Origin of the sequence: Planococcus antarcticus DSM 14505 (assembly GCF_001687565.2) — a bacterium.
In the GTDB taxonomy this organism is placed as follows: Bacteria; Bacillota; Bacilli; order Bacillales_A; family Planococcaceae; genus Planococcus; species Planococcus antarcticus.
In genome coordinates, this window is sequence record NZ_CP016534.2 from 3,593,970 (window position 1) to 3,619,445 (window position 25,476).

A 25,476-nucleotide genomic window follows, 5' to 3' on the forward strand; every position below is an offset into this window, starting at 1 on the left:
GCAATGAAAGCAAAGTTTGACACCCTCTTATCAATGGATTCGGAAATAAGTGAGTCCATTCTGAATTCTTTAGGAGATCAAATCTGTTTGATCGATCGAAATGGAACTATTTGTTTTACAAATCAAGAATGGAATCGATTTGGGCTAAGCAATGGCACAACGCTATCCAGTTTTGGGATTGGTGCAAATTATCTTCGACAATGTGAAGAAGAACCTGCAATATTTCAAGGACTGCAGGCGATTTTGACAGGAGACGCGGACTGTTTCAATTTTGAGTACCCGTGTCATTCCCCTGCCATAAAAAGATGGTTTTTGATGCAAGCCACCCCTCTTCAAGCAAACAATCAGGCCATTGAAGGGGTAGTCATTCGCCATGTGGATATTACCAAACAAAAGCTTCTAGAACTTCAACTGAAAGAATATGCCGAAAAGGATTCTTTGACTTCCCTGTTTAATCGACGCTATTTTGAAGAACAAGTAATAAAAGAAGTGAGTCTATCCCGTCAACGTGGCATGTACCTATCTTTACTCTACATCGATGTAGACAACTTTAAAGAAATAAATGATGGTTACGGACATCCTGCAGGTGATCGAGTACTACAAGAACTGGCTCTTCAAATTTCGGATGCAACAAGATTCTCTGATACAGCAGCACGGATAGGGGGAGATGAATTTGCACTCCTTCTGCCGGATACCAACAAAATAGAACTAACATTGCTAGCTAACAAGTTAAGCTTGGATATCCAGCAGCTGAAAATTCAGGAACAGAGCCGTCCGATTGACGTCACCGTATCAATAGGTGGGAAAAGTTTTATAGGTGACTTTCCCCTTAACTCCATGGCCCAATGGGCAGATAAGGCTTTGTATTTAGCAAAAGATAAAGGTAAAAACCAAGTCGTCATCCTTTGAATACTTATACAAATTCTATACATGTCAGCACATCGGAACAGTTCAGAGAATAACCTTATTAATTTCAGTTAGTTGATTTAAATGATTCGATTGGTTCTTTGTCTTTATAAAGCATTTAGGGCATCATTTAAAATTATAATGGTGAAATTTGGCATAACTACAAGTTAGCATCTGTTTGACGTAGTCAAAACAGATGCGAGAGTACCTTCCATATAGACCGTTCGTAACGATATGCCTATACAAACAAAAAAGGAGAGAAGAGGTACTTGGATTAGCCTCTACTCTCCTTTTGTATCCAAGCAGCTTCTGATAACTTATGATATGTAAACTAATTAGAAAGCTTAGAATTCTATACTAAGTCCATTCATGACCGTGTTCGCGAATAAATTGAATTTCTTTTTGATAATGCTCAACGTGCCCTTCTAACACCATCTTTTGAAAGGCAAGATCACCTTCGGTCGCTTTTCTTACTATCGTTTTACATAGTCCTTCTGATCGCAGCAATACCATTTCCAAATAGTTTTCTTCTACTTCTCTTCCATACGATTCAAAAAACAATTTTACCCGTTCTTTTATTCGATCCGCATCTTTTGAAGAATCATAATAAACTTCTCCCTCGTCTGATTTAGCCAAATTATATCTACTTAAAGGGACACATGTATAAAGGGTATAAGCTAGATCCCAAAGTCTCGGACCAGGGGCAGCATTATCAAAATCAATAATTCCTACTGGTTTTTCTTGATTGAAAATGATGTTGTATATAGCAAAATCATTGTGGCATATCACTTCGTAGTGCGAAGGTGTATTATCTAACGGCTGCCAGCTTTCATCAAATGGAAAGTCACATACTGCATCATGATAGAGACGAATCATCTTCGCTATTTCTTTCAAAACTTCGTCTTTCCACATATATTCTTTTAAAGGATAATTACCGGCCTCTCCTTCAATAAACGTTAAAGTTTCTCTCCCGTTTTCATCTATGCTTAAAAATCGCGGTGCCTGATTGAAACCTCTATTCTCTAAATGCTTTAAAAGCTGATGAATTTTGAAACTTTCTGGCTTCAAATTCCGACGCACTGTATCTCCGGTGCGATAGACATCAGAAACATTCCCGCCGGTTAACTTTTCTTCATCTTGACGATTGGACATCTTATTAGTCCTCCTTCAACTAATTTTCTGTAATACGGTGTAGTACCAATGTTCTTCCATTAAATTTAACATAGAAAACCTTACATGATTTTAGGTCATTAAGCGTTCGTAAAAGTACATTTTCACATGCAAAAAAGGAAGCAACCTTATTCAAAGCTCCTTCCTTTCATCAGCTAAAAATTCCTCTAGCATAGTCTAATACAACATTTTGAAGAACTAAAAATAGCAGCCAGCCACATCCACCTAAAGCTATAGAAAGAAACAAATGAATTGAGTTTTGAAGCGCGACGTAGACGATGATCAACAAAACAGCTGTCGCCGGAAATCCCCAAAGCACCCCTAATGCAAATTTACTTAAAGTAGCTGTCTGTTCCCCTTGCATGTATAGCCAAATGATGCTCAGCAAACTTACAAGTGGAAGAGCTGCCACTATCCCTCCATATGCAGGAAACCTCCTGGAGATCTCTGTTACGATAGCTATCACAAATGCTGAAGCAATAACTTTCATAATTACAAACATGTTTTGGCACGCTCACTTAAAATTCTGAAAGCCTGTTCGACAATTTCTCTTTCCTTGTCCGCTAACTGATCCATGACTTGTTCCAGTTTTTCTTCATCTAGGCTCGTATTTCGATGCAACACACATTTCCCGATTTCTGTTAGATGCAATAGGACCCTTCTTTCATCCTGCGAATCTCTCTCTTTAATTAGCAGATTCTTCTCTACCATTCGTTTCACATGTTCGGAAGCTGTGTTGTGTGAAATTTGAAGATAGGTGGCCACTTCACTTACTCCAATTTCTTCTTTTTTCTCCACAAGCTGCAGGATTCGAATCACTTGGTGGGAAATCTTTTCTGTATGTGGGTAATGCAGGTGAAAATAAATATCAGTCCAACACTCATTTAATTTTTTTGCGTTACTAGTCATCACGAATACCCCTTCCATTAAATCTTATGATACGATTATATCGTAATATACGATTTAATAGAAGGATATATTTTGGCAATAACACAATTAGCCACTAAACCGTTTGTAAAAGTGCCTTTTCACGAACAAAAAAGGAGAAAAGATGTACTGCGTTCAGCCTCTTTTCTCCTTTGCGATACAAATAGCTTCCGATAAGGTGTCATATGTAAACTGTATTTCCTGTGAGTCTACTTTTTAGAAAAACTTTTCAATCACCCTTGGACGTTTTTCTGTAAAAATATGGACCCCAATCTTCTTCATGAGGAATTACATATGTCCAATTAAAGCCTTTGTCCACAATATAGACATCACAGTATTCGCCTGTTACATTCGACAAATCTTTCGCATTCATAGAAGAAGCGTATTCTACTTGTAAAACATCTTCTGACTCTTGAAAGAAGATATAACAATATTGCTTGTTTACTTTATCGAAGGCTAGAGCTGCTTCTTTCTTTACCAAGTAATCTACTTTTTTAGAAGAAAACAGATACCATAAAAATTCATTTAAATTTTGATGTTCTTCAAGTTGAGAATCAGAAAAAGCATTAATCCATTTCTTTCTATAGTTTATGCCAATATTTTCAAATTCATTGACGACTATTCCTTTTTTGCGAAGAACATTAATTAATTCGATGATAATCACCATCTTTTCTGTCCTATTTTAAATCAGATAATTTCTATCATTGGCCTATTAGGTCGTATAAATAGAATACGAGATCTAACCCTGAATAGAAAATTAATTTACACCATTCACAAAAATAAACTTTGACAGACAAAAAAGAAGATCGCGTCGAAGTTTCTTCACTTCCGATAATCTCATGATATGTAAACTCTACTTCTTCTTATATTCAGCTATCTTCTTTAGTTCAATTGCCCGGTTCACAATAAATTTCCTCATATATTTTTCTAAAAATAATCTATCCGCAATTTTTCCGAAAAAGCCAAGAGGCGAACGATAAACAAATCTATCTTTCATGATTGTTCCATTGTCTTTTACCATAAATTCATGCTTATGGGTAAAAGAATGAAATGTTCCTTTGACCATCTCATCTGTAAATCGATAGGGTTTCTCCATTTCGATGATTTTAGCAGTGAGCTTCTGCTTCACACCCAAATGAATAGCTTCCCAAGTAACGCTGTCTCCTTTTTCCATTAACCCTGTCGTTACTCCTGCAATAGCTCGTTCTTTTGTTTTAGCAGTAGTTTCGGTATGTATATCAACATTTCTAGCAAGATCGAAACAAACCTTGATTGGAGCTTGGATATAAATTTCATGATTGATAATTGGCATAAGTGAAATTCCTCCCAGCTATCTTCTTTTCTCTTCAAAGTCTCTCAATTCAAGATCGCTTAGACTAATTTCTTAGTTTCCATGGGCTTTGATTTATAATCTATATTGACTACTATGTTAACATTCATTACTACTCAACAAAATAAATTACACTGTATAACCCCTACAATAAAGCGTTCGTAAAAGTACACTTATACAGACAAAAGGAGAAAAGATGTGCTGCTTACAGCCTCTTTTCTCCTTTGCAATATCAGTAGCTTCCGATAAGCTGCGATATGTAAACTAATTTTAATTCCAACAAAACTCTTACTTAAATCTTCCCATTACAACAGTACTTCGGAATGTTCCATCAGCAAACACTTTGTCATTTCCAAGTATGCCTTCAGTTTTAAAACCAAATTTTTCATAAAGAGCTATCGCTTTTTTATTGGATTCTAGAACAGTTAAGGTTACTTTTCTAAGACCGTTCATATCACACCAAGCAAGTGATTCCTTCAACAAGTTTTTGCCGATACTGTATCCCCAATATTCTTGTAATACCCCAACACCAAATTCTACTTTGTGTGAAAATCTTTTTAACCTGTTTCCTTCACATCGTGAAAACCCGACAATTTTATCATCGACTACGGCAACCAGAAAAAGATTTTTGTCATTTATGTTGTCTGCTTCAATTAATTTTTCAAATCCTTGTTCATCTATAAAGGCTTCGCCTTTTTCTCTGTCCAGATTTTGAGTCTCCCCATCTATCTGCAATCTTATTTCTGACAAGCTTTGCGCGTCTGACTGTACTGCAGGTCTGATTGTATAGAATGTGCCTTTGATATGGAATTCTTGATTATCAATTTTCATTCTTTTTTCTCCTCACTCATCAACATTTCTTTAGGTTTTAAAACCAACAATCAAAACTGCCCTCTTGTTTCCCTATATACAAGAGAGGATCTATAGCCTGTTCTTTACTATATCTAATTACTATATTTTAATCTAATTAATTTCCAGAATATAATAGTATAATGAAAATACTTGAATGTTTATTAGCAGGTACCCTGCAAATTTATAATAAAATACTACCAATTATTAAAACTTCAATATGATCCTCGTATCGATTACTGTGTCACAGTTCTCTTGAGCAAAAATTAATTGACGATCCTGATTAGGATCATCAAGCACCAGTTGGAGGAGAGATAAGAATGAAGAACCACAAAATAACAACAGAAAATGGCTTAGTGAATTACTACGAATATGGTGATGCAAAAAATCCGAGCGTTATTTGCTTACATGGTCTTGCAGGAAATGGGTTGTATAGTTTCGAAGAGCTGGTTTTTATCCTTGAAGATAAGTTTCACTTAATTGTTTTGGATAGTCCAGGCCACGGGAAGACTTCCCCCTTTTTAGAAGAAGATGATTATCTTTTTTCGAATATGGCAACATGGATTCATCAAGTGATTGAAAAAATCGTTTCCGGCCCTTTTTATATAATGGGGCATTCTTGGGGGGGCAGATGCAGCACTACATTTTACGCGCCTTTATCCGGAGAAAGTATTGGGACTGGTTCTGCTTGATGGAGGTTTTACTTTCCCGCAAAATCAGCCAGAGATGACGTTTGAATATGCCTATACGGGTTGGAATGATTACATGAAGCAGTCGGTATTTGCAGATGAAGAAGAAATTTCCCATGAATATCAAACGTATACAAACCGATGGGATTCCCGCAAGTAGAAGTATGCTACTTCCCTTTTTAAAAAGAGACAGGATGGAAACTTTGAAATGGTGGCATCAAAGTTTACGGTCCTAGCCATTATCAAAGCTTTTTTCAAAGAGCCTTTTCCAGAAGTCTATCCGTTCATCAAGGTGCCGACACTCTTGCTTTATGCTGAACTTCCCAAGAGTCTGGATGCGGCAAGGGCGAAAGGGATTGGTCAGCTGCGAAGCCATGTTGAGGATGTTTCAGTAAATGCCATAGAAGGTTCATCCCATATGGTTCAATGGGATGAACCTGAACAAACCGCTGCTATTATCATAAAGTGGCTAAATGAAAAAAGTTAATCCAAGATCAAGATTGGTGCTACACCCACAAATTTAGAGTTAAAACTGACTTTGTGGGTGTAGCACCGAATGTTCCTCTTTTTTTCAATCTCTCATGAACTTACTTCTGATAATCGGTCATATGTAATCTGGAAATATAATCAATTTCTCTTGTTTTTCACTGTCAATACCAGCATCAGAATCGATATCAAAGCAAAAGCAATAAGTGCTAAGAAGGGGATTGTCACAAATCCCATCCAGTTGATATATTCCAAACTGCAAGGAACACCAGTGACACAGGGTTTAATCCCACCGAATCCAGGCACTTTCTGTTCCAAGTAGTGAAGAAGTGAGATGGTCCCGCCTAAGAGCGACAAAGGCAAGACGTAGATAAATACCTTTACATCGTTCCGAAATGTCGCAATCCCTAAAATCAGGGCCAGCGGATACATGGCAATCCGTTGATACCAACAAAGGTCACATGGAATGAATCCGTTGATTTCACTGAAATACAGACTGCCCAGTGTTGCAATCAACGATACGAACCAGGCACCATATAACAAGATCCCTCTCGTATCAAATTTAGTTTTTGCGTTTTCCATCATTCTTCACCTGTTAATTCTTGATCAATTAGGGCTTTTATGGCTTCATAATCGAATGGATCTTCTAATTGCTTACCGTTGACCACGATAGTAGGCGTTTGCGCCACTCCGGCTTCTTCCACCAGGGCTTCGTCGATTTCAACCTCTTCCATTGTCGTTTGCTGTTCCATATCGGATTCCAGTTTCCCCTGATCAATGCTTGGAAATTCAGCTGCCACTTCAAGAACTTTTTCCGGAGTGACCCAAGCTGCATCATGGTTTTGTTCGGGCTGTGCGGCAAATAAGGCTTTATGGAAATCCCAATACGCTTCCGGACTTTGCTGATAAACGGACTCTGCCGCTAACGAAGCCAACGTGGATTCATCTCCATGGAAGAGGACGTTAATATAGGAAAACTTCACATCTCCTGTATCGACGTAATCTTCCACTAATTGCGGATAAACCGTTTCTCCCAACGCCTTACAAGACGGGCATTTGAAGTCCCCGAATTCAACGACCGTTACCGGGGCTTCTTCTTCACCTAGAGTCGGCTGTCCACTGACGTCGATTTGTGCTGTTTCCACTGCCGGTGTTTCCTGTTGATTCGTCAAAATCACGATGGCGGCCAAAATCACTACGACTAAAGTGGTCAGAAGAACCACAAACTTCATCCCTGATTTGTTGTTTTTATTATTCATAAGAACCCTCTTTCTTGTATTGGTTTTATTTTAAAAGTAAATTCATGACCCCTTTATTTTAACAACCAGTTTAAACATTAACACATTCATTTGAATATAAGAATTGACAACTTTTTGAATTCTCCCTACACTAAGCTTAATCAACAAATTCGTGAAAGAGGTGAGAATATGATCGAAGTTGAATCGACCAAGAAAATGGATACGTGCCAGACATTTTGTTACGACGAAGAAGTGGTAGAGAGAGTACAGCCTAAACTTGAAAATATGAATGGAGTAGAATTGATTTTTAAAGCACTGTCCGATGCCACCCGTCTAAAGGTTGCCTATGCTTTAACGTTGGAAGAAGAACTCTGTGTGTGTGATGTTGCCAATATTTTAAACACCACGACAGCTACTGCTTCTCATCATCTGCGGTATTTACGGAATATGGGACTAGCAAAGTATGAAAAACGAGGAAAACTGGTGTTTTACTCCTTGCCAGATAATCATATCCGTAAGTTGGTGCAATTAGCAGCAGAACCTAACGTTGAGGTCCGGTAAAAAAGGATTCTTATTTTGTGGAAGCTCCTACAAACAGCAAAAAGCCTTTTCTTAAATCGAAAAGGCTTTTTATTGTTTATTTATTACAGGTACATTTCCAATAGCCGCCAAACTGTACTTCTTTTCTGTCACTCTTGATTTCCTTTACCGATTAGTTAAATACGATGCTTCAGTAAAAGAGAATCTGCAATTACTTTTGTCTAAGTAATCTCATGCTATTGAGTATGACCAACAGGGCAGCACCCGTATCGGCCAAAACAGCCATCCATAAGGTTAAAAGCCCTGGGAAAATTAAAAGCAAAGCAACAACTTTCGTCAGGAGAGAAAACCAGACGTTCTGTTTGATGATTGTTAATGCTTTTCTGCTTAATTTAATGGTGTGGGGAAGCTTCTCCAAGTTATCGGCCATTAAGACAATATCGGCCGTCTCCATTGCCGTATCTGTTCCTGCACCACCCATGGCTATTCCAAGGTCTGCCGTCGCCAGTGCCGGAGCATCATTGATTCCGTCTCCAACCATTGCTACTTTTCTTCCTTCTTGCTGCAGTTTTTTAACTGCCGTCACTTTATCTTCAGGCAGCAGTTCAGCAAAATACCGATCCACACCGGTTTGGACCGCAATTTTTTTCGCTGTTCCATTGTTATCCCCTGTCAGCATGACCATCTCTTCCATGCCAACACTCTTAAGCTTCTGAATGGCTGTAACTGTAATAGACCGAATCGTATCCGCTACCCCGATTACCCCAAAAATTGCTGTCCGGGTTCCCACGACAATTAACGTATGTCCTTCATTTTGCAAGGTCTGAATACGATCCGCTACAGATGACAGAGAGACGTTCATTTCCTGGTACAACTTTGGATTGCCAGCAAAATATTCAACCCCATCAATGGTCGCCTGTGCCCCTTTACCGGGGATTACTTTGAACGAATCTCCGGTTTTCACGGAAATCTGTTGTTCATCAGCATACGAAATAATTGCTTTGGCAATCGGATGAATCGAGTGTTCTTCAATGGTCCGTGCAATGCTGATCAGTTCATTCTCGGTTCCTTTTACGGCGACTATTTCCGAAACTTTCGGTTTCCCTTCTGTTAACGTTCCGGTCTTATCAAAGGCAATTGCGTTTATCGCTCCTGCTTTCTCAAGGAACGTTCCTCCCTTGATCAAAACGCCATTTTTAGCTGCATTTCCGATGGCCGATACAATGGCCACCGGCGTCGAAATGACGAGCGCACAAGGACAAGCTACCACCAACAAAGCGAGTCCTTTATAAAGCCACTCTTCCCACGTCCCGAAACCGGTTAGAGGCGGCAATACCATGACCAGCAGCGCAAGTACAAAAACAATCGGTGTATAAACGCGTGCAAAACGGTCCACAAAGGCTTGAGTCGGCGCTTTCTGTTCTTGCGCTTCCTCCACAAGGTGAATGATTTTTGCAATGGTCGTATCTTCCACCAGTTTTGTTACCCGAACTTCCAAAGAACCACTTTCATTGATCGTTCCGGCATATACCGGATCGTCTTTTTCTTTATCGACCGGCATCGATTCCCCTGTGATGGGCGCTTGGTTGACACTTGAAGCGCCTGAGATGACCTCTCCATCCAGCGGAAATTTTTTACCCGGCTTGATTACGATGGTATCCCCAACCGCCACTTCTTCTACCGGTTTGGAAATCAGCTGATTTCCTACTTTTACTAGCGCTTCAGAAGGGGCTAGATTGATTAAACTCCGGATAGATTCTCTTGTCCGTTCAATCGAACGATTTTGCAGCGCATTTCCTAAGGCGAATAACCAAACAACGGTTGCGCCTTCGAACCATTCACCAATCAAGGCAGCTCCGATCGCTGCGGAAACCATCAAGACATTCATGTCCAGAGATTTGCTTTTCACGGCATAAAAAGCGCTTCTGGCGGGCTTGTAACCCCCAATGATAATGGTCAAAGCATATAGTACGGTAACTAGATTTTCAGAAAGGCCAGCTAAAGAACCAAAGAAACCAACCGCTAAAAGCAAACCTGATAACATTGCGGTGGTTACTCTGTTCTTGTTCTTTTCTTCGATTTTTCTTTCCTTTGTCACCAGAGAAGCCTGGAAACCGGCTCTTTCTACTTCTTGAATGATTTCTTTGTCTTTGGCAGTATGGAGGATCTGCATTTTTCCGGTAGAAAAATTCACCTTCACATTCTGAACTGCGGGGTTCTTTGAAAGATGCTTTTCAATGGTTACCGCACAAGCTCCGCAGTCCATCCCATCTATTCGATATATCTGCCCATTTTTTTTCGTTTCAACTGCATTCGTCTCAAAACCCAGTTTTTTCACTTGTCTTGGAATTTGATCGGCAATTGCAGAATCGCTTACCCCAACCGTCATTTTTCCGGCACTGTAATTAACCTTCACCGTTTCAATCCCTTTTACAGTATGGAGGCTCTTCTCAATAGTTGCCGCACAAGAGGGACAATCCATTCCCTGGATCTGATAAGTGAATGCCTCGATTGATGGTCCAGCCGGCTTTTGTTCTTTAAAATGAGTTGTCGGGTCACTGGATTTGTCTTTATCAGTTTCACAACATGAAGTGGTTTTCTCCAGAACTTTCACCGTTTGTTTTGAACTTGCACAAGAAGTGTCTGTATAACAGCTTGTCTCGGCTTGTTTTTCTGAAACTTTCATTTCATCTCTCCTATCTGCTGTTTCTCATGGAAAGAGAAACTTGGTACTCATACGAAATGATAAGACCTTCACTTTTCAGCCGCCAGAATGCATAGAAACTTCTCCTTCAAAAATAGCTTTGTTCTACTTCTATTTTTAGAACAACGGTCTTTCTTTTTTACTCTTCAAATAACATTCTTATACTCGTTTGAATATATAAGTATAGATTAAGTTACGATGGAATATTTGTCAACACCCTATACTTTGGTGAAAATGATACAAAGTAGAACATTTCTTCATTGAATAACCGTTCGTAAAAGTACACGTTTACGAACGCTCTAAAAATAGTGAAAAAAACGGTAAAAAGAGCGTTCGTAAACGTGTCAAAACTCTTTACGAACGTTCACCGATTTGCACACACCTTTACGAACGCTTTTTAGGCCCGATTAGCGGAAAAGATCATTTTTCGAGATGAATTACGGAATATCGCCACTTTGGCTATGTACGTGCCAGCAACATAAACTAATATGAAAGTCGTCAATTGGACGAAGAGAAAACCCGGCATCTTTACCGAGATGCCGGGTTTTCTCTTCGATCTATTCTTTTCCTCCATACAGCTGCTGAAGTTCTTCTTCTTTCATGGTAAATCGGTGTTCTTCCGCTGGGAAAGCACCTGTCTTCACTTCCGTGACATACTGGATCAACCCATTTTTCATGATGTCTCCCGTTTCTGCATAAGATTGTACAAACTTTGGCAAATGGTGCGATCCGTACTTCAAGGTATCGTGATAAACCAGTACCTGTCCGTCTGTCTCACTGCCAGCGCCAATGCCAATCACCGGAATCGTCAGCGCCGCGGTGACTTTCTGCGCCAATTGATATGGAATGCATTCAAGGACCAGCATGCAGGCCCCTGCCGCTTCACATGCCCGCGCATCTTCGATGAGCTTCTGTGCGGCACCCGCTGTTTTCCCTTGCACTTTGTAGCCGCCGAGAACACCTGCCGTTTGTGGAAGCAGCCCCAAGTGAGCGACAACCGGGATGCCGGTGCGTGTCAACAATTTCACCACGTCCACAACCTCATCTGCGCCTTCCAGCTTTACTGCTTCCGCTCCCGTTTCTTGAAAAATGCGGACCGCGTTGTCGAGTGTGCGTTCTGCACTTCCATGAAACGATGCAAAAGGCATGTCTACCACCAAAAAGGTATCGGGGGCGCCGCGCCGCGCTGCTTTGCCGTGGTGGATCATGTCATCGACGGTCACTTTCACCGTAGAATCGTATCCAAGGACGACCATTCCAAGAGAATCGCCTACCAGAATCACATCGACTCCAGCTTGCTCGGCAAGTTTTGCTGACGGATAATCGTAGGCAGTCAGCATAGCGATTTTTTCATCTTGTGTTTTCATTTTGATGAGTGATGCTGTATTTTTCATTTTTTTCTCTCCTTTTGGGAGGAAAACCGAAATAAAGCCCGTCGGTTCCAAATCTGGACAGACGGGCAACAAGTTTATTAGTGGTTTTCTCCGTCCCTGTCGATTTAAGATCAAGGCAGAACTATTTGATTGTTGAGTGTCTTTATACGGGTGCAGTTCAACAATGATACCGCCCTTATTGACACTATAGCAGAAGCAGGTATAGTGGGGCATCGTTTATGTATCGAGGAGAGTGTGCTTTCAGCAGTCAAGGACTAAAGAAATTGCTTCATAGCTCTTGTATGAAGCCAGGCAAAGAATGTCTGTCTCCCTGCTTTGTCGAGCTCGTGGACGTGCCAGCGCTAAGAAATTAGCTTATGAACTAGTGGTTTCCTGTTTTTTGCCCGGGTTGACGAAAAGCTATAAAGCAACATGGCAGCGAACTCTAGAATAGAATGTAGTTAACTTGCTCGATAGTTTATTGAACTCTAGCATTCTTTAAAAAGATGGCTTTATCGCTTCTGCCATTCATCTCCAAGAATGCTGTAAAGAAGAGAATCGCGCCATCCATCTTTCATTCGCAAGTTTTTCCGAAGCAGACCTTCTTTTATCATTCCGACTTTTTCAAGGATTTTTTGTGATCCGAGATTTTGAGGATCACAGCTTGCCCAAATTCTATGAAGCCGGTTTTCTTCAAAGCCGAACTCCAGCAGCAGTAGAGCCACTTCTGCAGCAATTCCTTGCCTCCAATAATTCGGATGAAGAATATAGCCAATTGCACCAGATTGGTTGGTTCTGTCTATTGCTGAAAGCTCTCCCGCTCCAATAACTTTTCCTGTTTCTTTCCAGACTACCGCAAAAGTAAAATTCGTTCGCGGCTGGCGGAGCTGTTGTTGGAGCACATCATCTATGTATTGCTGTGTTTCTTGTGGTGTATTCGGTTCCCACGATTGATACTTGGAGACAATTTCCCGAGAGGCATAGGCATGGACCGCTTTCCAGTCTGTTTTTTCGAATTCCCTCAAAAAGAACCGATCTGTCTCAAGCATTTAAATCTCCCTTCCATCTTGTTTAATTTTTCGGTGGCTTTAATCTCTTTTCATTTCATTGCGTCCTTTACTTTTTCCTGAATCATGACCACTTTTGGCTCTATGTCCACTGGCTGATAGCTCAAGTCGATGCATTCGTTCCAAAATTCCATATGCTTCTTATCAACTTCGTGTTCGGAGTTCTCCAGTTCCGCTCCGCCTTCTCCCTGCACCGAATACCAGTATAAATACACTGCACCATTGATCTCTTCTTTGAAAATCGTTTCGACGAACATTTTTTCATCGTTGAGTGTCAGCAGGACCTTGTCCATATGCTCATTCAAAAAATTCATCCATTGTTCAACAACTTCCGCCTTCCCTTTTTTGACTTTGAATCTCGATGGCTCTGAGGTCAACTTCATTTATCTACACCCGTTGCTATTTTTTTGAAATACCCCAAAGTGGCTCTGTCATTCAACTGTTCACTAACACCTGTCGTCCGGTAGCCCAATTTTTCATAAAACCGGCAATTCCCTTCTTCCTCAAGAATGGTTGCAAGCTCCCATGTGGCGGCTTCTGCATGCAGAAGTTCCGTCAGTTTCATCGCTCTTCCGGCTATTCCAAGCCCCTGGAACAGAGGATCGACGAATAAAGGGCTGACCCAAAACTGGCAGTCTCTATCCGACTTGATGCGTATCGCCCCGACCATTTTTTCCTGCGCCATAATTTTATAGTAGAACGAGCCGGGGCCACTAATTCTGCCAAGCACGCGTTCCAGTGTTTCGTTTGCCGGATTGGTGGCGCTGTCCTGGTATTTCTTCAAAAGCGGCAGAAACGCGGATTTTTGCATAGCTAAGATGGCAGCAGCATCTGAGGCCACTGCCATTTCCAATGTGATTTTCATAGAAGCACCTCATGATCTAAAAAAGAAAAAAGCTGCGGAACTCTGTTTTGGAAAGAACGGTAATTGTGTTCCTCTCCTTCCAGCACTTTGAAATTTACTGCCGGCAATTTTTTTTTAATGACTTGATGAACTGCTTGACTCGATGCTAGGAACTCCTTGCTTATGAAGTTTCCAACCCCTGCTTCACTTGTGCCGCAATCCATGTACAGGCTACGGATTGCAGATAAATCTACCTTCTCTAACAAATCCTCCATTTTTTCCTGATTTGCATAAAATGCTCCCGAAAAAACAATCAAATCTTAGGGTAGCAGCAGGCCATATATAAAGTAATCAAACCACCCATCGATATTCCGGCCATGGCTGTCTGACTCTGCATCGTTCTGTATTTTTCATCAATATAAGGCTTTAGCTCTTCAACGATAAATTCAGCATATTGCTTACCCTTGCCTCCAAAAGAAGGAGTTACTTTCTCTAAAAACTGCTTGCTATATGCACCGTTCTCCCACGGGCAATACTCATTTTTTCGCTCACTGCTGTTTTGGTCAATCGCTACAACAATTACATCCAGGAACTCTTCATCTAAATATTTTTCAAGCTCCAAAGACACTTTACCTATGGCATCATCATTCCGAAAAACGTTTTGTCCATCATGCATATACAGCACCGGATATTTTTTATTGCTGGATAAGTAACTTTTAGGCAAATAGACCCGAATTTGTCGGTCGTGTTGAAAAGCTTTTATTGCTATCGAAAAGATATCCAGCATCTCTATTCTCCTTTATGGTTCATTCGCCCAAATACTCGACCGCCATTTCTTCTTCCTCACCCCTGCTGACTCGGTAAGCTTTAGCTGCCGGTCTTGAACTGACAATTCGTTTGATGTCTTGTCCGATATAGTGAACAGCCGCTCCGTCGTCTGCCGCTATACCTGTCTGCAGAATGCCCTGGTCAATAAACTGACGGTATGTCGGTCTTCTTTCGGCTTCTCCGTCGTAATGAGGGCAATGGCTGCCCCTTAGAAACCCAAGCGCCTCGAGCGGTTCGAGTTTATCGCCGTATGAATCGGTGACACCTTCTTCGTACCAGCAGATAGAGCCTGCACTGAGTCCTGCCAGCACAATCCCCTGCTCCCATGCTTTTCTTAAAATTTCACCCAATCCCCATTCTTTCCATAACACCAGCAGGTTTTTGGTATTGCCGCCGCCTACGTAGATGATGTCCTGTTCCAAGACGAACCGTTCCAGATCCCGTGTCGGCGGTTTGAATAAAGACAGATGACTCGGAACACATTTCTGCTGGTTGAAGAAATCATAGAACTTCTCGATATAGCTGTCGGCATCCCCGCTCGCTGTGGGAATAAAACAAATTTTCGGCAAGGGTTTGTTTGCCTGCTGCAGTATGTACTGGTCCAATAACGGATTATCAGGTTCCATCAAGAAACCGCCCCCGCCCATGGCAATAATTTGGCGCATACTTATCACCTTCTCCTTAAAAATTTCCTTCCTCTTTATTCTTCAAATTGGAAAGTTTATCCTTCTATGATATAATAAAAAAATTCAGTCTTTAGGGGGATTCGTCATGCTTTTGCAGGAAATTGCGGTAGAAAAAATAACAGCCAGTTTAATCCAAAGCCCTTATGTACGAGCTATTTTCCTGAAAGGCTCTATGGGTAGAGATGAACACGACGAGCATTCGGATATCGACCTGTATTGCCTAGTCGAAAAAGAGCAGGAAGAGCATTTCCTAAAGGAGCGTCTCACTCACCTCCAAGCTTATCGACCGGTGCTGTTTCAGGACGATATCTTCATCATCGCCCCTCAACTTATAGCGGTTTTTGATGATTTATTGCATATTGATCTTTTTACGGTGACTGTGGAATCATTTATCGCAAAGGATTTCTTCAAGGTTGTCTATGATCCTGAAAACCTGCTCGACCAATTTGCAGAATCGCAAAGTCTGGAGCTGAGCAAAGAAGAGTATAAAGATCATGTCATTGATGTTGCCTGGTTTTTATTTCAGTACCGCAAAGCAGGCGCCAGAGGAAATGGCGTTTGGGCAGTGAAGATGCTGTCGCAAGTTTTGGAGCATTTAGCGCGGGTTTTGTTGTACCGGTATGCACCAGAACGGGCCCAATTAGGCTTAAAAGCAATAAGCCACTCTCTTCCGGAGCTTGTCTTCTCAGAAATCGAGAACATCTCCAGCCTGATGACTCCAGAGAATCATGCGCAAGCCGCTTCACAAATTCGACGTCTGCTGGCCAAAGAAGCCGGTTGGATTGATGAACGCGTATCCGACCGTGATCAAATTATGCCGTTGATGAAAAAAATGATTGAAATACAAGGAAATTAAACAAGCGAAAAGTGCTATCATCTGGCGCTTTTTGCTTGTTCGTTGTACTGGTTCCCTCCCTCTTCATGGCCATTTCTCCTTTAGGTGATGCAAAGATGCTATTCGCCTATACGAGTGCATTGAACCTCGAGCCGGTCCGTTCGTGCTACCATCATTAGAAGAAAATGGATCCGCGGACTAAACACCTATAACACCCCTAACCGGTGGTCGCCAATCTTCCATTACGGCAAAACAAAAAAACTCAGTAGCAGAACTGCGGCAATTGCTGCTTCTGTTAACTGACTGATCCACATATTGTCATTTTTAGCGTATTTCCATTCCATGAAAGCACGACTAATTGAACGGATACAGAAAAAGAAAAAGAGGTAATACACCCAATTGATAGTTCCCATCAATTGACTGCCCAAGGACACTGCCCCGAAAAGAAAAACCATCATTAAAAATGCTTCGATTAACGCATGCGTCCGATTTAATGGCCAATACAGCCATTGCTTACGCGTCGTAATTTTCCAACACTTTCTCACATACCGCCCCACAAAAAAACTTGCACTAATAAAAAACAAGCAAAGTATGAGTGCCTCGACTATCAAGCTTTTTCTACCTCCTTTTCAGCAGTCATCCAGACCTGTCTTCAGCCACCCACTCTGTTCTCAACAAGGAGAAAATAAAAGCGTCATGGGATTGATTCTGTTGATGCAAATAACCGCGCAATCGCCCTTCCAGTGAAAAACCAAGCTTTTCCAAAAGCCGGTTCGATGAAATGTTTTCCGGAAACGTTACAGCACCGATCCGATACAGATCGAGTTTTCCAAAAGCGTGCTTTAAAACACCGTGGATTGCTTCCTGCATCAATTGCCGACGCCAGTAATCCGGATGCAGTTCATAACCGATTTCCGCTTTTTTTGCTTTCAAGTTTAGATTGTTCAGACCGATTGTTCCAATAAAATCATCGGTCTCTTTGAGGCGAATCGCCCAACGCATCCCTCGCTTCGCATGTAAACTTGCATGAAACGATCGGATGACTTCCACCGCCTCTTCCTCGTGTACTAAAGGCTCCATCCCGTAATAGACGGTAACCTTTTCGCGCGACATGATGTCAAAAAGTGAGGCCGCGTCCTCTTCTTCAACGTTCTCTAAGCGCAGCCGCTCTGTTTCCAGTATTGTAAATTCCATCGTTTTCCTCCTTTTCAATAACGTACACACAACCATTTTTTTCGGACAGGACAACTTCTTTTTCTACTGCCCTACCGATATGCTGTGCCACTTTTTGACAAGCCCTATTATCCTGCTGAACCAACGAAATAAGCCGGTTTCTCTCCAGTTCATGCAAGCCATAATCACGCAAAGTCACTACAGCTTCTTTGGCCCAATCTTGACCTCAAAACTCTTTGGCTACCCAATAGCCAATTCCCAGTTCATCCACCCTATTTAAAAGCTCAGCTACTTCTAGGGATCACGCGGATTTATGATGGCCAGCACTTGATGATCTCGCCATTCGCCGTTGATTTGGACATTTTTTATAGCAATTCCTTCTTTGTGAAAGCCTGCCTTTTCTAGAACCCGGATAGATGCATCATTTCCCGGCATGACACCCGCTTCGATGCGATGTAACGCCAACTTTTGAAAAGCGTAATCCACGATCAGCTTTACCGACTCTGTTGTATATCCCTTATTGTTGTATCTTTTGTCTAAGGCATATCCCACAACTGCGCTTTGCAGTGGTCCTCTTGTTACCTGGACCAGACTGATTGCCCCGACTAATAAATTTGTTGCATTCTCAAAGACTCCAAAACTATAGGCCTGATCGTTTTCTTGCTGCTCTGCGTAGATTTCAATCAGCTCCTGCTGCAACGGAAGCGTATAGAAATCCGAATAACGGGTCATCGAATACCCTTCAAAAAATTCTCGGTTGTCCGTTTCCAGCTTGAGCTTTTCCGCCGCATCTTCAGGACCTAAAAAGCGGATATGCACCTGTTCACTTCTCATTCGGACATCACTCCTTCGGGTTAGAACGTTCCACGTGAAACAGCCAACTTCCAAACGATTATTCCCCCATAGTTTTACGGAATCCATAAAAAGGCCGATAGCTCTGTGCTTCATAGAAGCTCCGGGAAGTGCTGCTGGCCAGCAATTCCATGCGAGTTTTCGGGTATTGGCTATGGACAAATTGCATTATTTTTTTCCCGATGCCTGCTTTTCGGTGATTTTTGCTTACCAGTAATTCGCAAATATACAGGGAAACAAATCCGTCTGTCAGCCCCCGCAAACAGCCAACCACCTTCCCGTCGACTTCAGCTACAATGGCTACTGTTGAATTGATCCATGCCTGTTTTGTATCAAGTTCTTTCGCCACAAGATTACCCCATTGTTCTTGCATGTTTAATTCATGGATGGCTGGAAAGTCTGCTTTCCGGTACTGCCGGATTAAAACGTTTTCTTGTCTGCTCACTGGCTGCCTCTCTTTCCGCTTTCTTTCAGCAAAGCAATTATTTCTTGATTTTGCTCTATTTGCTTTTCTGAGTTAAGACGAATAATCCGAACCCATCTCAATGCTATAGCGGCAATGAAAATGGGAACTAGTATTGCAAGTGCTGCGATAATGTCTTCCATATTCTCGTCTCCTTCATTTTAGGTAGTTTACGTGTAAGCTTAGAAACTTGGTGAAAAAATAAACAGCAATGTGATGATACTCACACTCATTGTCACTGCTCCCAGTAAGGTGTACAAGTATTCATTGGGATTTTCTGCGTACTTCTTTTCAAATCCTACTTGTACCAATAGTTGTAAAATCACGGGAATTACACCTAACATAAACAGATAACTACTGAAGACTGAACTGTATTCAAAAGCTATAAGTAACGTGATCAACACCAGTACACCTGAGCCCACACTTATCATTCTGTCCCATTTCCGGTGAAGATCATTTATATAACGAGTTGAAGAGGATTTCTTTTTTTCTACTTTAAGAATTTTCTTTAGAACCATGTCCACTAAGTAAATACTCACTATACTTCCACATACAAAGAGGATAAAGCGCAGCGCAACCTCACTCTCAGAAACACCTTCTCCAACCATTGCTGTAAGAGTTTCCCCCACCACAATCGCATCGAATTCCATCCATAAATCCCCCTTGAGATTGAATGATTCAGTTACTGCTTTTATCCTATCATGTGCATTTGGAAAATTATAGATATTTTTTGCTGTTTTCTGACAGTTTGCTTTATTCTACTAATAAATTCTGGTGAACGTGCGTAAACTTTGCTGAACGTGCATATTTTAAATTGAGCGTGCATAGGCTTCACCAAGCGTGCGTATTTCATTTATAGCGTTCATAAGATTAGTTGAAAGTAGATGACTGATTTTATTGGAATAAATAAAGAAAATATTCCCAGGCATTCAACCTAAAAAAACACCCGAAACCAGCTTTCTGGTCCCGGGTGTCGCCTGTCACTCTAAATGCTTCCGTTGGAAGTCTGAAATGCTTTCGTATTCTTCTGTCAGCAGGCGCGATAAACGGATGTAAATCGGCAGCAGCTCCCGGTAGACACCGGAAGCCGCTTCGTCCGGCTCATGTGTATGCGTCTGGCCAATCATTTCGGAGACGATGCTGAAATCCTCGATTTCGCCAGTGGCATACATGCCGAGAACGACTGCGCCGAGGCAGGAACTTTCAAAACTCTCTGGAATGACTACCGGTTTATCAAAGACATCCGCCATCAGCTGGCGCCACATCCCTGAACGAGCAAAGCCGCCCGATGCTTGGATACGCGTCGGTTCGCCGGTCAATTCCTCAACCGCCAGTAGCACCGTATACAAATTAAAGACAATGCCTTCTAGAACAGAGCGGATCATGTGCTGCTTTTTGTGATGGATACTCAATCCGAAAAAAGAACCACGCGCATTGGCGTCCCACAGCGGCGCCCGCTCTCCTGTCAAATACGGATGAAACAACAGGCCGTCCGCTCCCGGATTGACCGTCTCGGCGATTTTTGTCAGCACATCGTAGGAATCGATGCCAAGGCGTTTGGCAGTTTCCACTTCAGATGAAGCAAACTCATCCCGCAGCCAGCGCAAGACGATCCCCCCGTTATTGACGGGACCGCCGACCACCCAATGGTTTTCAGTCAAAGCATAACAAAACGTACGTCCTTTTGGATCCGTGGTCGGTTCAGCAGTGACCGTTCGGATGGCGCCGCTCGTGCCGATTGTCACGGCAAGAACACCCGGTTCGATGGCATCAACGCCAAGATTGGCCAATACACCGTCGCTTGCGCCGATGATAAAGGGAACGTCTTCGGGAATACCCATGAACTGTGCATGTTCCGAAACAAGTCCCGTCAGCTGATGCGTTGTTGGAACTGGCCGTGACAAATGCTCAGCCGTGATTCCCGCCACTGCCAAAGCCTCTTTGTCCCAATCAAGATCTTGCAAGTTGAAAAGTCCTGTAGCAGAAGCGATCGAATGGTCGACTACATACTCTCCGAACAATTCATTGAACACAAATTCCTTAATGCCAATGAACTTCGCTGCCTGTTCGCAGACTTCCGGCATGTCATCTTTCAGCCACACCAATTTTGATAAAGGCGACATGGCATGGATCGGTGTACCCGTGCGCAAGTAAATTTCATGGCCATTCAGCTGTTCTTTTATATACTTGGCGTGCTTCGAGCTTCTGGTATCTGCCCAGGTGATGCTTTGCGTCAACAGGTTTCCTACAGCATCCACCGCGATGAGGCTGTGCATTGCCGAACTAAAGGACACTAGTTTTAGTTGCTGCGTATCGATGTCACTCTTGCGGATGGTTTTTCGAACAGAGGTCAATACCGCACGAAAAATTTCCTCTGGATCTTGTTCCGCTATTAACGGACTTGGTGTTTCGAGCGCATAAAGAACGGTATCCCCTGCTATTACTTCACCGGATTTATTAAACAAAACTGCTTTGGTGGAAGTCGTACCGATGTCCACTCCCAGATAATATGACTGTTCAGGCATAAGAGCCCTCCTCTATATACAAGAAAAAGAAAAAGGAAGCATGCCCTTTTTCTCTTCAGGTTTAATTTAGATAAAAAAGCTTATGATCAACACTACCACGAAACCGGTGAGACCGATAATGGTTTCCATGACTGTCCAGGATTTTAATGTATCCTTGACGTCCATACCGAAGTATCGGTTGACTAACCAGAAGCCCGAGTCGTTGACGTGGGACAAGACTGTTGCACCTGAAGCGATCGCAATAACAATCAAACCGAGAGCTGGTCCCGTCATGCCGATCATTTCAAGGAGCGGCGTGATAAGACCAGCTGCTGTTACCATGGCAACCGTTGCAGACCCTTGTGCAACACGCACTGCCGCAGCAATGAGGAATGCCAAGACGATTGGTGGCAACGCCGAATCGCCCATCATATCACCAAGTACATCACCGACGCCAGAGTCAATCAGCACTTGTTTGAAAACGCCGCCTGCGCCTGTTACCAAGATAATAATTCCGGCAGGTTCAAGCGCTTTGGTCGCAATATCCTGTACTTCTTGACGCGAATAGCCGCGTTTTGTCCCCAATAAATAAAACGTCAGCAATGTCGCAATAGTCAGCGCGACAAATGGATGACCAAGGAATGTTAAAATCTCACGAACCGTATTGCCTTCTTCTAGCAATACCCCTGATAAGGTATTCAATAAGATCAACACAAGCGGAATCAAAATCAACGATGTGATCATACCAAAGCTTGGCAGATCTTTATCGTATTCTTTTTCTTCAAGCTCCATGTACTCCGGGATTTCGATATGAATCCGTTTTCCGATGAAACGTCCGAACACAGGTCCAGCCAAAATCATCGCGGGAATACCTGCAAGGACACCGAATAAAATCACCCATCCAAGCTCTGCACCAACCAATTCAGCAACTGCAATCGGTCCTGGAGTTGGCGGGATGAAACTATGCGTAACGGCCAATCCCGCTAACAGCGGAATCCCATAATGCAATAGCGACTTGCCTGTCTTTCTCGCCAAGCCGTAAACAATCGGCACCAAAATAATGAAGCCGACATCAAAAAATACGGGAATCGCAACGATAAATCCTGTTACGCCCAATGCCCATTGTGCTTTGTCTTCACCAAATTTGCTGATCATCGTAGCGGCCAAACGTTCTGCACCACCTGATACCTCGAGCATTTTACCAAACATAGCACCAAGACCAACCACTACAGCAACAAAGCCGAGTGTGCCGCCCATACCATTTTGAATGGATGTAATAACTTCATTAAGCGGCATGCCAGCGGCTATACCCACCAGCAAACTGACAAGCAATAATGCCACAAAAGCGTGTAATTTCGTACGGATAACTAAGAATAATAATAAAAATATACCTGCAACTGCGACCATGATCAACGTTGAACCTGACAATTTTTTTCCCCCTTAATGTGTAACTAATTTATATTTGGATATTACTTAAGAAATGAAGAAAGGGCCCTAGACGGACACTTTGGGCCCACAGGATGTGGGTCATGCAACTGGCGCGACAGGACGTCGCGCCCCAGCCCTCCTTGTCGCAAGCTCCTGCGGGGTCTCCTGGATGTCGCTTCACTGCTCCAGCAGGAAAGTCATTGAACGAAAAGAGTTCGGGCAATGGCTTTGAGGCGAAGCTAGCGTAGCGATGCAGGAGCACATCTTCGCCGTCTTCCACTCTTTCTTCTCAGTATCATTGAATAAGAAATAAATTATCAAGACACGGAGTAACCCAGCGAATGCTCCCGCGAGCTAGCAAAGTGTCGAAAGCCTGCACGAAAGATATGGACCAAAAAATTTGGGGTGTATCTTTGCGATGAAGCTAGCGCAGCGATCCAGGAGCATGGGTTTTCAAGAGTGGGTTTGTGGAATATCCATTACAGAATCCTTCTTGTTAAAAATAATTAGTTCAGCATATATATTTATCGAAACATGAAGCAATAAAGCAAAGATTCTAAAGAACACATGCATGACAAATTAAGAAATTCACAATTCGATTCAGCCCTATCTTTCTTGCTTCAGCTTAAAAAGCACAGCAGACTTATAAACCATCCCATATTAAAGCGCTCTTTCAATCACTAAGCGTCTTATTTCTTCTCTACTGCATGCCCGCCAAATTCGTTGCGTTGTGCTGCGACGACTTTCCCTGCGAAGGTATCGTCTTCTAATGAACGGTAACGCATCATTAGTGACAAAGTGATAACTGGTGCTGGTACGTTTAAGTCGAGTGCCGTTTCCACTGTCCATTTCCCTTCGCCTGAAGAGTTCATCACCCCTTTGATGCCCTCTAGTTTAGCGTCTTTTGAAAATGCATTTTTGGTCATTTCCATCAAGTACGAGCTGATGATGGAGCCATTGTTCCAAACGTCAGCAACTTTTTCGAAATTATAATCAAATGGACTTTTGTTGAGGATGTCAAAGCCTTCTGCAATCGACTGCATCATGCCGTATTCAATGCCGTTGTGGATCATTTTCAGGAAATGGCCACTACCGGCTTCTCCTGTGTACAAATAGCCGTCTTCTACAGAAATGTCCTTTAAGAGCGGTTCAATGGTTTTGAACTTTTCTGCATCGCCGCCGATCATTGAACAAATTCCGTAGCGCGCACCTTCTGTTCCACCACTTGTCCCGCAATCAAAAAAGAAAATTCCGTGGTCTTTCAAAGTCGCCGCGCGTCTTACCGTATCTTTGTAGTTCGAGTTTCCACCATCAATAATGGCGTCTCCTTCTTCAAGCAAGGGTATCAATTGCTTGATGACTGTTTCTGTAATTTCACCAGCTGGAACCATTAACCAAAGCGTACGAGGTGCTGCTAGTGTTTTTACCATTTCTTCAATAGAAGAAACTTGGTTGAAACCGCTTTCTTCAATCTCTGCATGACTGTCATAGCCGATAACTTTGTGACCGTGGTCCACCACGTTTAGTGCTAAGTTCAATCCCATTTTTCCTAACCCAATAATTCCGATTTCCATTTGGAATCCTCCTTATAAATAAAAGAATATTTTTCCCTAATAAGTTCATTGTATCAAATATTTTTCCGTACGCAACATGTTATTCTATAATAGACGAAAATTTTTAGATGAAACGAGGCGCGGATCATGAAGGAACAGCAATTTGCCCTGGCTGCCATACGTGGTAGTTACCGTCATTTCAGTGAAAAAGAAAAAAAGATTGCCGATTACGTATTGAACGATCCAAAAAATATCATTCATTTGACCATCAACCAAATCGCCGATGAATTGGGGCTAGCTGAATCGACTATTTTTCGCTTTTGCCAACGCATCGGCTTCAAGGGATTCCAGGCCTTTAAGATATCGCTTGCCGCAGAAGTGGTGACTCCTTTAAAAGACATCCACGAAAAAATTGAAGAAGGCGACAGCATCAGCGCTGTCACTGAAAAAGTATTTCGCTCCAATATCAAAACACTGGAAGATACCCTTCAAATCGTTGATACAGAAGCGATGGAACAGGCAACCGACAAGTTGCTGAAAGCCCGGAAAATCGACTTTTATGGCAATGGAGGCTCCGCTATGGTGGCGATGGACGGTTACCATAAATTTGTCCGTCTAGGGTTGCAGGTTTCTATGAATCTGGATTCCCATATGCAGCTGATGACCGCGTCACAACTCCAATCGGATGATGTGGCGATTGTCATCTCCCATTCAGGCTCGACCACTGACGTTCTCGACGTTCTGCGGGTTCTGAAGGAAAAAGGTGTCACGATCATTTGTGTCACCAATTTTGCCAAATCGCCTTTATCCAAAGAAGCGGACATCGCGCTATATACAATTTCGGAAGAAACGGATTTCCGCTCCGAAGCCTTGTCATCCCGCATCGCACAATTGAGCTTAATCGATGCTCTTTATACCAATTTGATGATCGCTCGCGGCAATGAAGGCAAAAAAGCCCTTCAAGACATGCGCGAAGCAATGTCGCATAAACGCTTATAACAAAAAATAGGGTTGCCCCAAAAGGTCATGAA

Annotated in this window: 31 protein-coding genes; 7 read left to right on the forward strand and 24 right to left on the reverse strand. The window is 42.4% G+C overall.

Annotation, left to right across the window (positions count from 1 at the left end; all coding sequences use genetic code 11):
• Window positions 1-3: 3 nt before the first annotated feature.
• Window positions 4-909, forward strand: coding sequence for a sensor domain-containing diguanylate cyclase (locus BBH88_RS17650; RefSeq protein ID WP_006830364.1), 906 nt, complete (start codon window positions 4-6; stop codon window positions 907-909).
• 354 nt (window positions 910-1,263) lie between these two features.
• On the opposite strand, the gene BBH88_RS17655 is transcribed toward BBH88_RS17650, so the two are convergent.
• From BBH88_RS17655 to BBH88_RS17680, 6 genes are all read right to left on the reverse strand, one after another.
• Complete coding sequence (locus BBH88_RS17655; protein WP_006830363.1) at window positions 1,264-2,058, reverse strand: phosphotransferase; 795 nt, start codon at window positions 2,056-2,058, stop codon at window positions 1,264-1,266.
• A gap of 169 nt (window positions 2,059-2,227) precedes the next feature.
• Window positions 2,228-2,578, reverse strand: a complete 351-nt coding sequence (locus BBH88_RS17660) for a DUF3147 family protein (RefSeq protein WP_006830362.1) — start codon at window positions 2,576-2,578, stop codon at window positions 2,228-2,230.
• The gene (locus tag BBH88_RS17665) at window positions 2,569-2,985 is read right to left on the reverse strand and encodes a MarR family winged helix-turn-helix transcriptional regulator (protein ID WP_006830361.1); all 417 of its coding nucleotides are present in this window, start codon (window positions 2,983-2,985) and stop codon (window positions 2,569-2,571) included. Before BBH88_RS17665 ends, BBH88_RS17660 begins: the two co-directional genes overlap by 10 nt.
• 247 nt (window positions 2,986-3,232) lie before the next feature.
• The gene (locus BBH88_RS17670) at window positions 3,233-3,670 is read right to left on the reverse strand and encodes a DUF4275 family protein (protein ID WP_006830360.1); all 438 of its coding nucleotides are present in this window, start codon (window positions 3,668-3,670) and stop codon (window positions 3,233-3,235) included.
• Window positions 3,671-3,856: 186 nt separating this feature from the next.
• A complete protein-coding gene (locus tag BBH88_RS17675; RefSeq protein WP_006830359.1) occupies window positions 3,857-4,315 on the reverse strand; it encodes an SRPBCC family protein in 459 nt (152 codons plus the stop codon).
• A 306-nt stretch (window positions 4,316-4,621) separates the two neighbouring features.
• Entirely contained in the window at window positions 4,622-5,164 is a 543-nt protein-coding gene (locus BBH88_RS17680; RefSeq protein ID WP_006830358.1) for a GNAT family N-acetyltransferase, read from the reverse strand.
• A 338-nt stretch (window positions 5,165-5,502) separates the two neighbouring features.
• Here BBH88_RS17680 and BBH88_RS19745 point away from each other — a divergent pair, with 338 nt between their 5' ends.
• From BBH88_RS19745 to BBH88_RS19755, 3 genes are read left to right on the forward strand one after another with little or no spacing between them, the layout of a single operon-like run.
• Window positions 5,503-5,874 (forward strand): alpha/beta fold hydrolase, encoded by a 372-nt coding sequence (locus BBH88_RS19745; RefSeq protein WP_006830357.1) that lies wholly within the window; start codon window positions 5,503-5,505, stop codon window positions 5,872-5,874.
• Window positions 5,855-6,031, forward strand: coding sequence for a hypothetical protein (locus BBH88_RS19750; RefSeq protein WP_238323369.1), 177 nt, complete (start codon window positions 5,855-5,857; stop codon window positions 6,029-6,031). Before BBH88_RS19745 ends, BBH88_RS19750 begins: the two co-directional genes overlap by 20 nt.
• 48 nt (window positions 6,032-6,079) lie before the next feature.
• Window positions 6,080-6,358 (forward strand): alpha/beta fold hydrolase, encoded by a 279-nt coding sequence (locus BBH88_RS19755; RefSeq protein ID WP_006830356.1) that lies wholly within the window; start codon window positions 6,080-6,082, stop codon window positions 6,356-6,358.
• Window positions 6,359-6,498: 140 nt separating this feature from the next.
• Here the strand turns inward: BBH88_RS19755 and BBH88_RS17690 are convergent, their stop codons facing one another.
• Window positions 6,499-6,939: a disulfide oxidoreductase gene (locus BBH88_RS17690; protein ID WP_006830355.1), complete on the reverse strand. Its 441-nt coding sequence runs from the start codon at window positions 6,937-6,939 to the stop codon at window positions 6,499-6,501.
• The gene (locus tag BBH88_RS17695) at window positions 6,939-7,616 is read right to left on the reverse strand and encodes a DsbA family protein (RefSeq protein WP_006830354.1); all 678 of its coding nucleotides are present in this window, start codon (window positions 7,614-7,616) and stop codon (window positions 6,939-6,941) included. The genes BBH88_RS17690 and BBH88_RS17695 overlap by 1 nt, the downstream gene beginning before the upstream one ends.
• 168 nt (window positions 7,617-7,784) lie before the next feature.
• Here BBH88_RS17695 and BBH88_RS17700 point away from each other — a divergent pair, with 168 nt between their 5' ends.
• A complete protein-coding gene (locus BBH88_RS17700) occupies window positions 7,785-8,156 on the forward strand; it encodes an ArsR/SmtB family transcription factor (protein WP_065536386.1) in 372 nt (123 codons plus the stop codon).
• A gap of 190 nt (window positions 8,157-8,346) precedes the next feature.
• On the opposite strand, the gene BBH88_RS17705 is transcribed toward BBH88_RS17700, so the two are convergent.
• The 7 genes from BBH88_RS17705 to BBH88_RS17735 form a co-directional block, all read right to left on the reverse strand.
• Window positions 8,347-10,821 (reverse strand): heavy metal translocating P-type ATPase, encoded by a 2,475-nt coding sequence (locus BBH88_RS17705; RefSeq protein WP_065536385.1) that lies wholly within the window; start codon window positions 10,819-10,821, stop codon window positions 8,347-8,349.
• Between the two features lie 575 nt (window positions 10,822-11,396).
• Entirely contained in the window at window positions 11,397-12,233 is an 837-nt protein-coding gene (panB, locus tag BBH88_RS17710; protein WP_006830351.1) for a 3-methyl-2-oxobutanoate hydroxymethyltransferase, read from the reverse strand.
• 491 nt (window positions 12,234-12,724) lie between these two features.
• Entirely contained in the window at window positions 12,725-13,261 is a 537-nt protein-coding gene (locus tag BBH88_RS17715; RefSeq protein WP_065536384.1) for a GNAT family N-acetyltransferase, read from the reverse strand.
• Between the two features lie 50 nt (window positions 13,262-13,311).
• The gene (locus tag BBH88_RS17720; RefSeq protein WP_040852486.1) at window positions 13,312-13,662 is read right to left on the reverse strand and encodes a DUF6176 family protein; all 351 of its coding nucleotides are present in this window, start codon (window positions 13,660-13,662) and stop codon (window positions 13,312-13,314) included.
• Window positions 13,659-14,144, reverse strand: coding sequence for a GNAT family N-acetyltransferase (locus BBH88_RS17725; RefSeq protein ID WP_006830348.1), 486 nt, complete (start codon window positions 14,142-14,144; stop codon window positions 13,659-13,661). Before BBH88_RS17725 ends, BBH88_RS17720 begins: the two co-directional genes overlap by 4 nt.
• A 292-nt stretch (window positions 14,145-14,436) precedes the next feature.
• The gene (locus BBH88_RS19760) at window positions 14,437-14,910 is read right to left on the reverse strand and encodes an alpha/beta hydrolase (RefSeq protein ID WP_006830346.1); all 474 of its coding nucleotides are present in this window, start codon (window positions 14,908-14,910) and stop codon (window positions 14,437-14,439) included.
• A 19-nt stretch (window positions 14,911-14,929) separates the two neighbouring features.
• A complete protein-coding gene (locus BBH88_RS17735; RefSeq protein ID WP_006830345.1) occupies window positions 14,930-15,616 on the reverse strand; it encodes a Type 1 glutamine amidotransferase-like domain-containing protein in 687 nt (228 codons plus the stop codon).
• A gap of 106 nt (window positions 15,617-15,722) precedes the next feature.
• Here BBH88_RS17735 and BBH88_RS17740 point away from each other — a divergent pair, with 106 nt between their 5' ends.
• Window positions 15,723-16,493 carry a nucleotidyltransferase domain-containing protein gene (locus tag BBH88_RS17740; RefSeq protein ID WP_006830344.1) on the forward strand — a complete coding sequence of 257 codons (771 nt, stop codon included), beginning with the start codon at window positions 15,723-15,725 and terminating at the stop codon, window positions 16,491-16,493.
• A gap of 221 nt (window positions 16,494-16,714) precedes the next feature.
• On the opposite strand, the gene BBH88_RS17745 is transcribed toward BBH88_RS17740, so the two are convergent.
• From BBH88_RS17745 to gnd, 9 genes are all read right to left on the reverse strand, one after another.
• Window positions 16,715-17,029 carry a DUF4181 domain-containing protein gene (locus tag BBH88_RS17745; protein WP_269147312.1) on the reverse strand — a complete coding sequence of 105 codons (315 nt, stop codon included), beginning with the start codon at window positions 17,027-17,029 and terminating at the stop codon, window positions 16,715-16,717.
• Between the two features lie 79 nt (window positions 17,030-17,108).
• On the reverse strand, window positions 17,109-17,666 hold the full coding sequence (locus BBH88_RS17750; protein WP_006830342.1) for a GNAT family N-acetyltransferase: 558 nt from the start codon (window positions 17,664-17,666) through the stop codon (window positions 17,109-17,111).
• Window positions 17,667-17,939: 273 nt separating this feature from the next.
• Window positions 17,940-18,479, reverse strand: coding sequence for a GNAT family N-acetyltransferase (locus BBH88_RS17755; RefSeq protein WP_065536383.1), 540 nt, complete (start codon window positions 18,477-18,479; stop codon window positions 17,940-17,942).
• A gap of 58 nt (window positions 18,480-18,537) precedes the next feature.
• Window positions 18,538-18,942: a GNAT family N-acetyltransferase gene (locus tag BBH88_RS17760; RefSeq protein ID WP_006830340.1), complete on the reverse strand. Its 405-nt coding sequence runs from the start codon at window positions 18,940-18,942 to the stop codon at window positions 18,538-18,540.
• The gene (locus BBH88_RS19460) at window positions 18,939-19,103 is read right to left on the reverse strand and encodes a hypothetical protein (protein ID WP_006830339.1); all 165 of its coding nucleotides are present in this window, start codon (window positions 19,101-19,103) and stop codon (window positions 18,939-18,941) included. Before BBH88_RS19460 ends, BBH88_RS17760 begins: the two co-directional genes overlap by 4 nt.
• Before the next feature lie 39 nt (window positions 19,104-19,142).
• On the reverse strand, window positions 19,143-19,610 hold the full coding sequence (locus BBH88_RS17765; RefSeq protein ID WP_006830338.1) for a DUF4181 domain-containing protein: 468 nt from the start codon (window positions 19,608-19,610) through the stop codon (window positions 19,143-19,145).
• A 330-nt stretch (window positions 19,611-19,940) separates the two neighbouring features.
• On the reverse strand, window positions 19,941-21,485 hold the full coding sequence (gene gntK, locus BBH88_RS17770) for a gluconokinase (RefSeq protein WP_065536382.1): 1,545 nt from the start codon (window positions 21,483-21,485) through the stop codon (window positions 19,941-19,943).
• A 66-nt stretch (window positions 21,486-21,551) separates the two neighbouring features.
• Window positions 21,552-22,892: a GntT/GntP/DsdX family permease gene (locus tag BBH88_RS17775; protein ID WP_006830336.1), complete on the reverse strand. Its 1,341-nt coding sequence runs from the start codon at window positions 22,890-22,892 to the stop codon at window positions 21,552-21,554.
• Between the two features lie 689 nt (window positions 22,893-23,581).
• On the reverse strand, window positions 23,582-24,466 hold the full coding sequence (gene gnd / locus BBH88_RS17780) for a phosphogluconate dehydrogenase (NAD(+)-dependent, decarboxylating) (protein ID WP_006830335.1): 885 nt from the start codon (window positions 24,464-24,466) through the stop codon (window positions 23,582-23,584).
• Between the two features lie 126 nt (window positions 24,467-24,592).
• Here gnd and BBH88_RS17785 point away from each other — a divergent pair, with 126 nt between their 5' ends.
• Entirely contained in the window at window positions 24,593-25,444 is an 852-nt protein-coding gene (locus BBH88_RS17785) for a MurR/RpiR family transcriptional regulator (protein WP_006830334.1), read from the forward strand.
• Window positions 25,445-25,476: the final 32 nt, after the last annotated feature.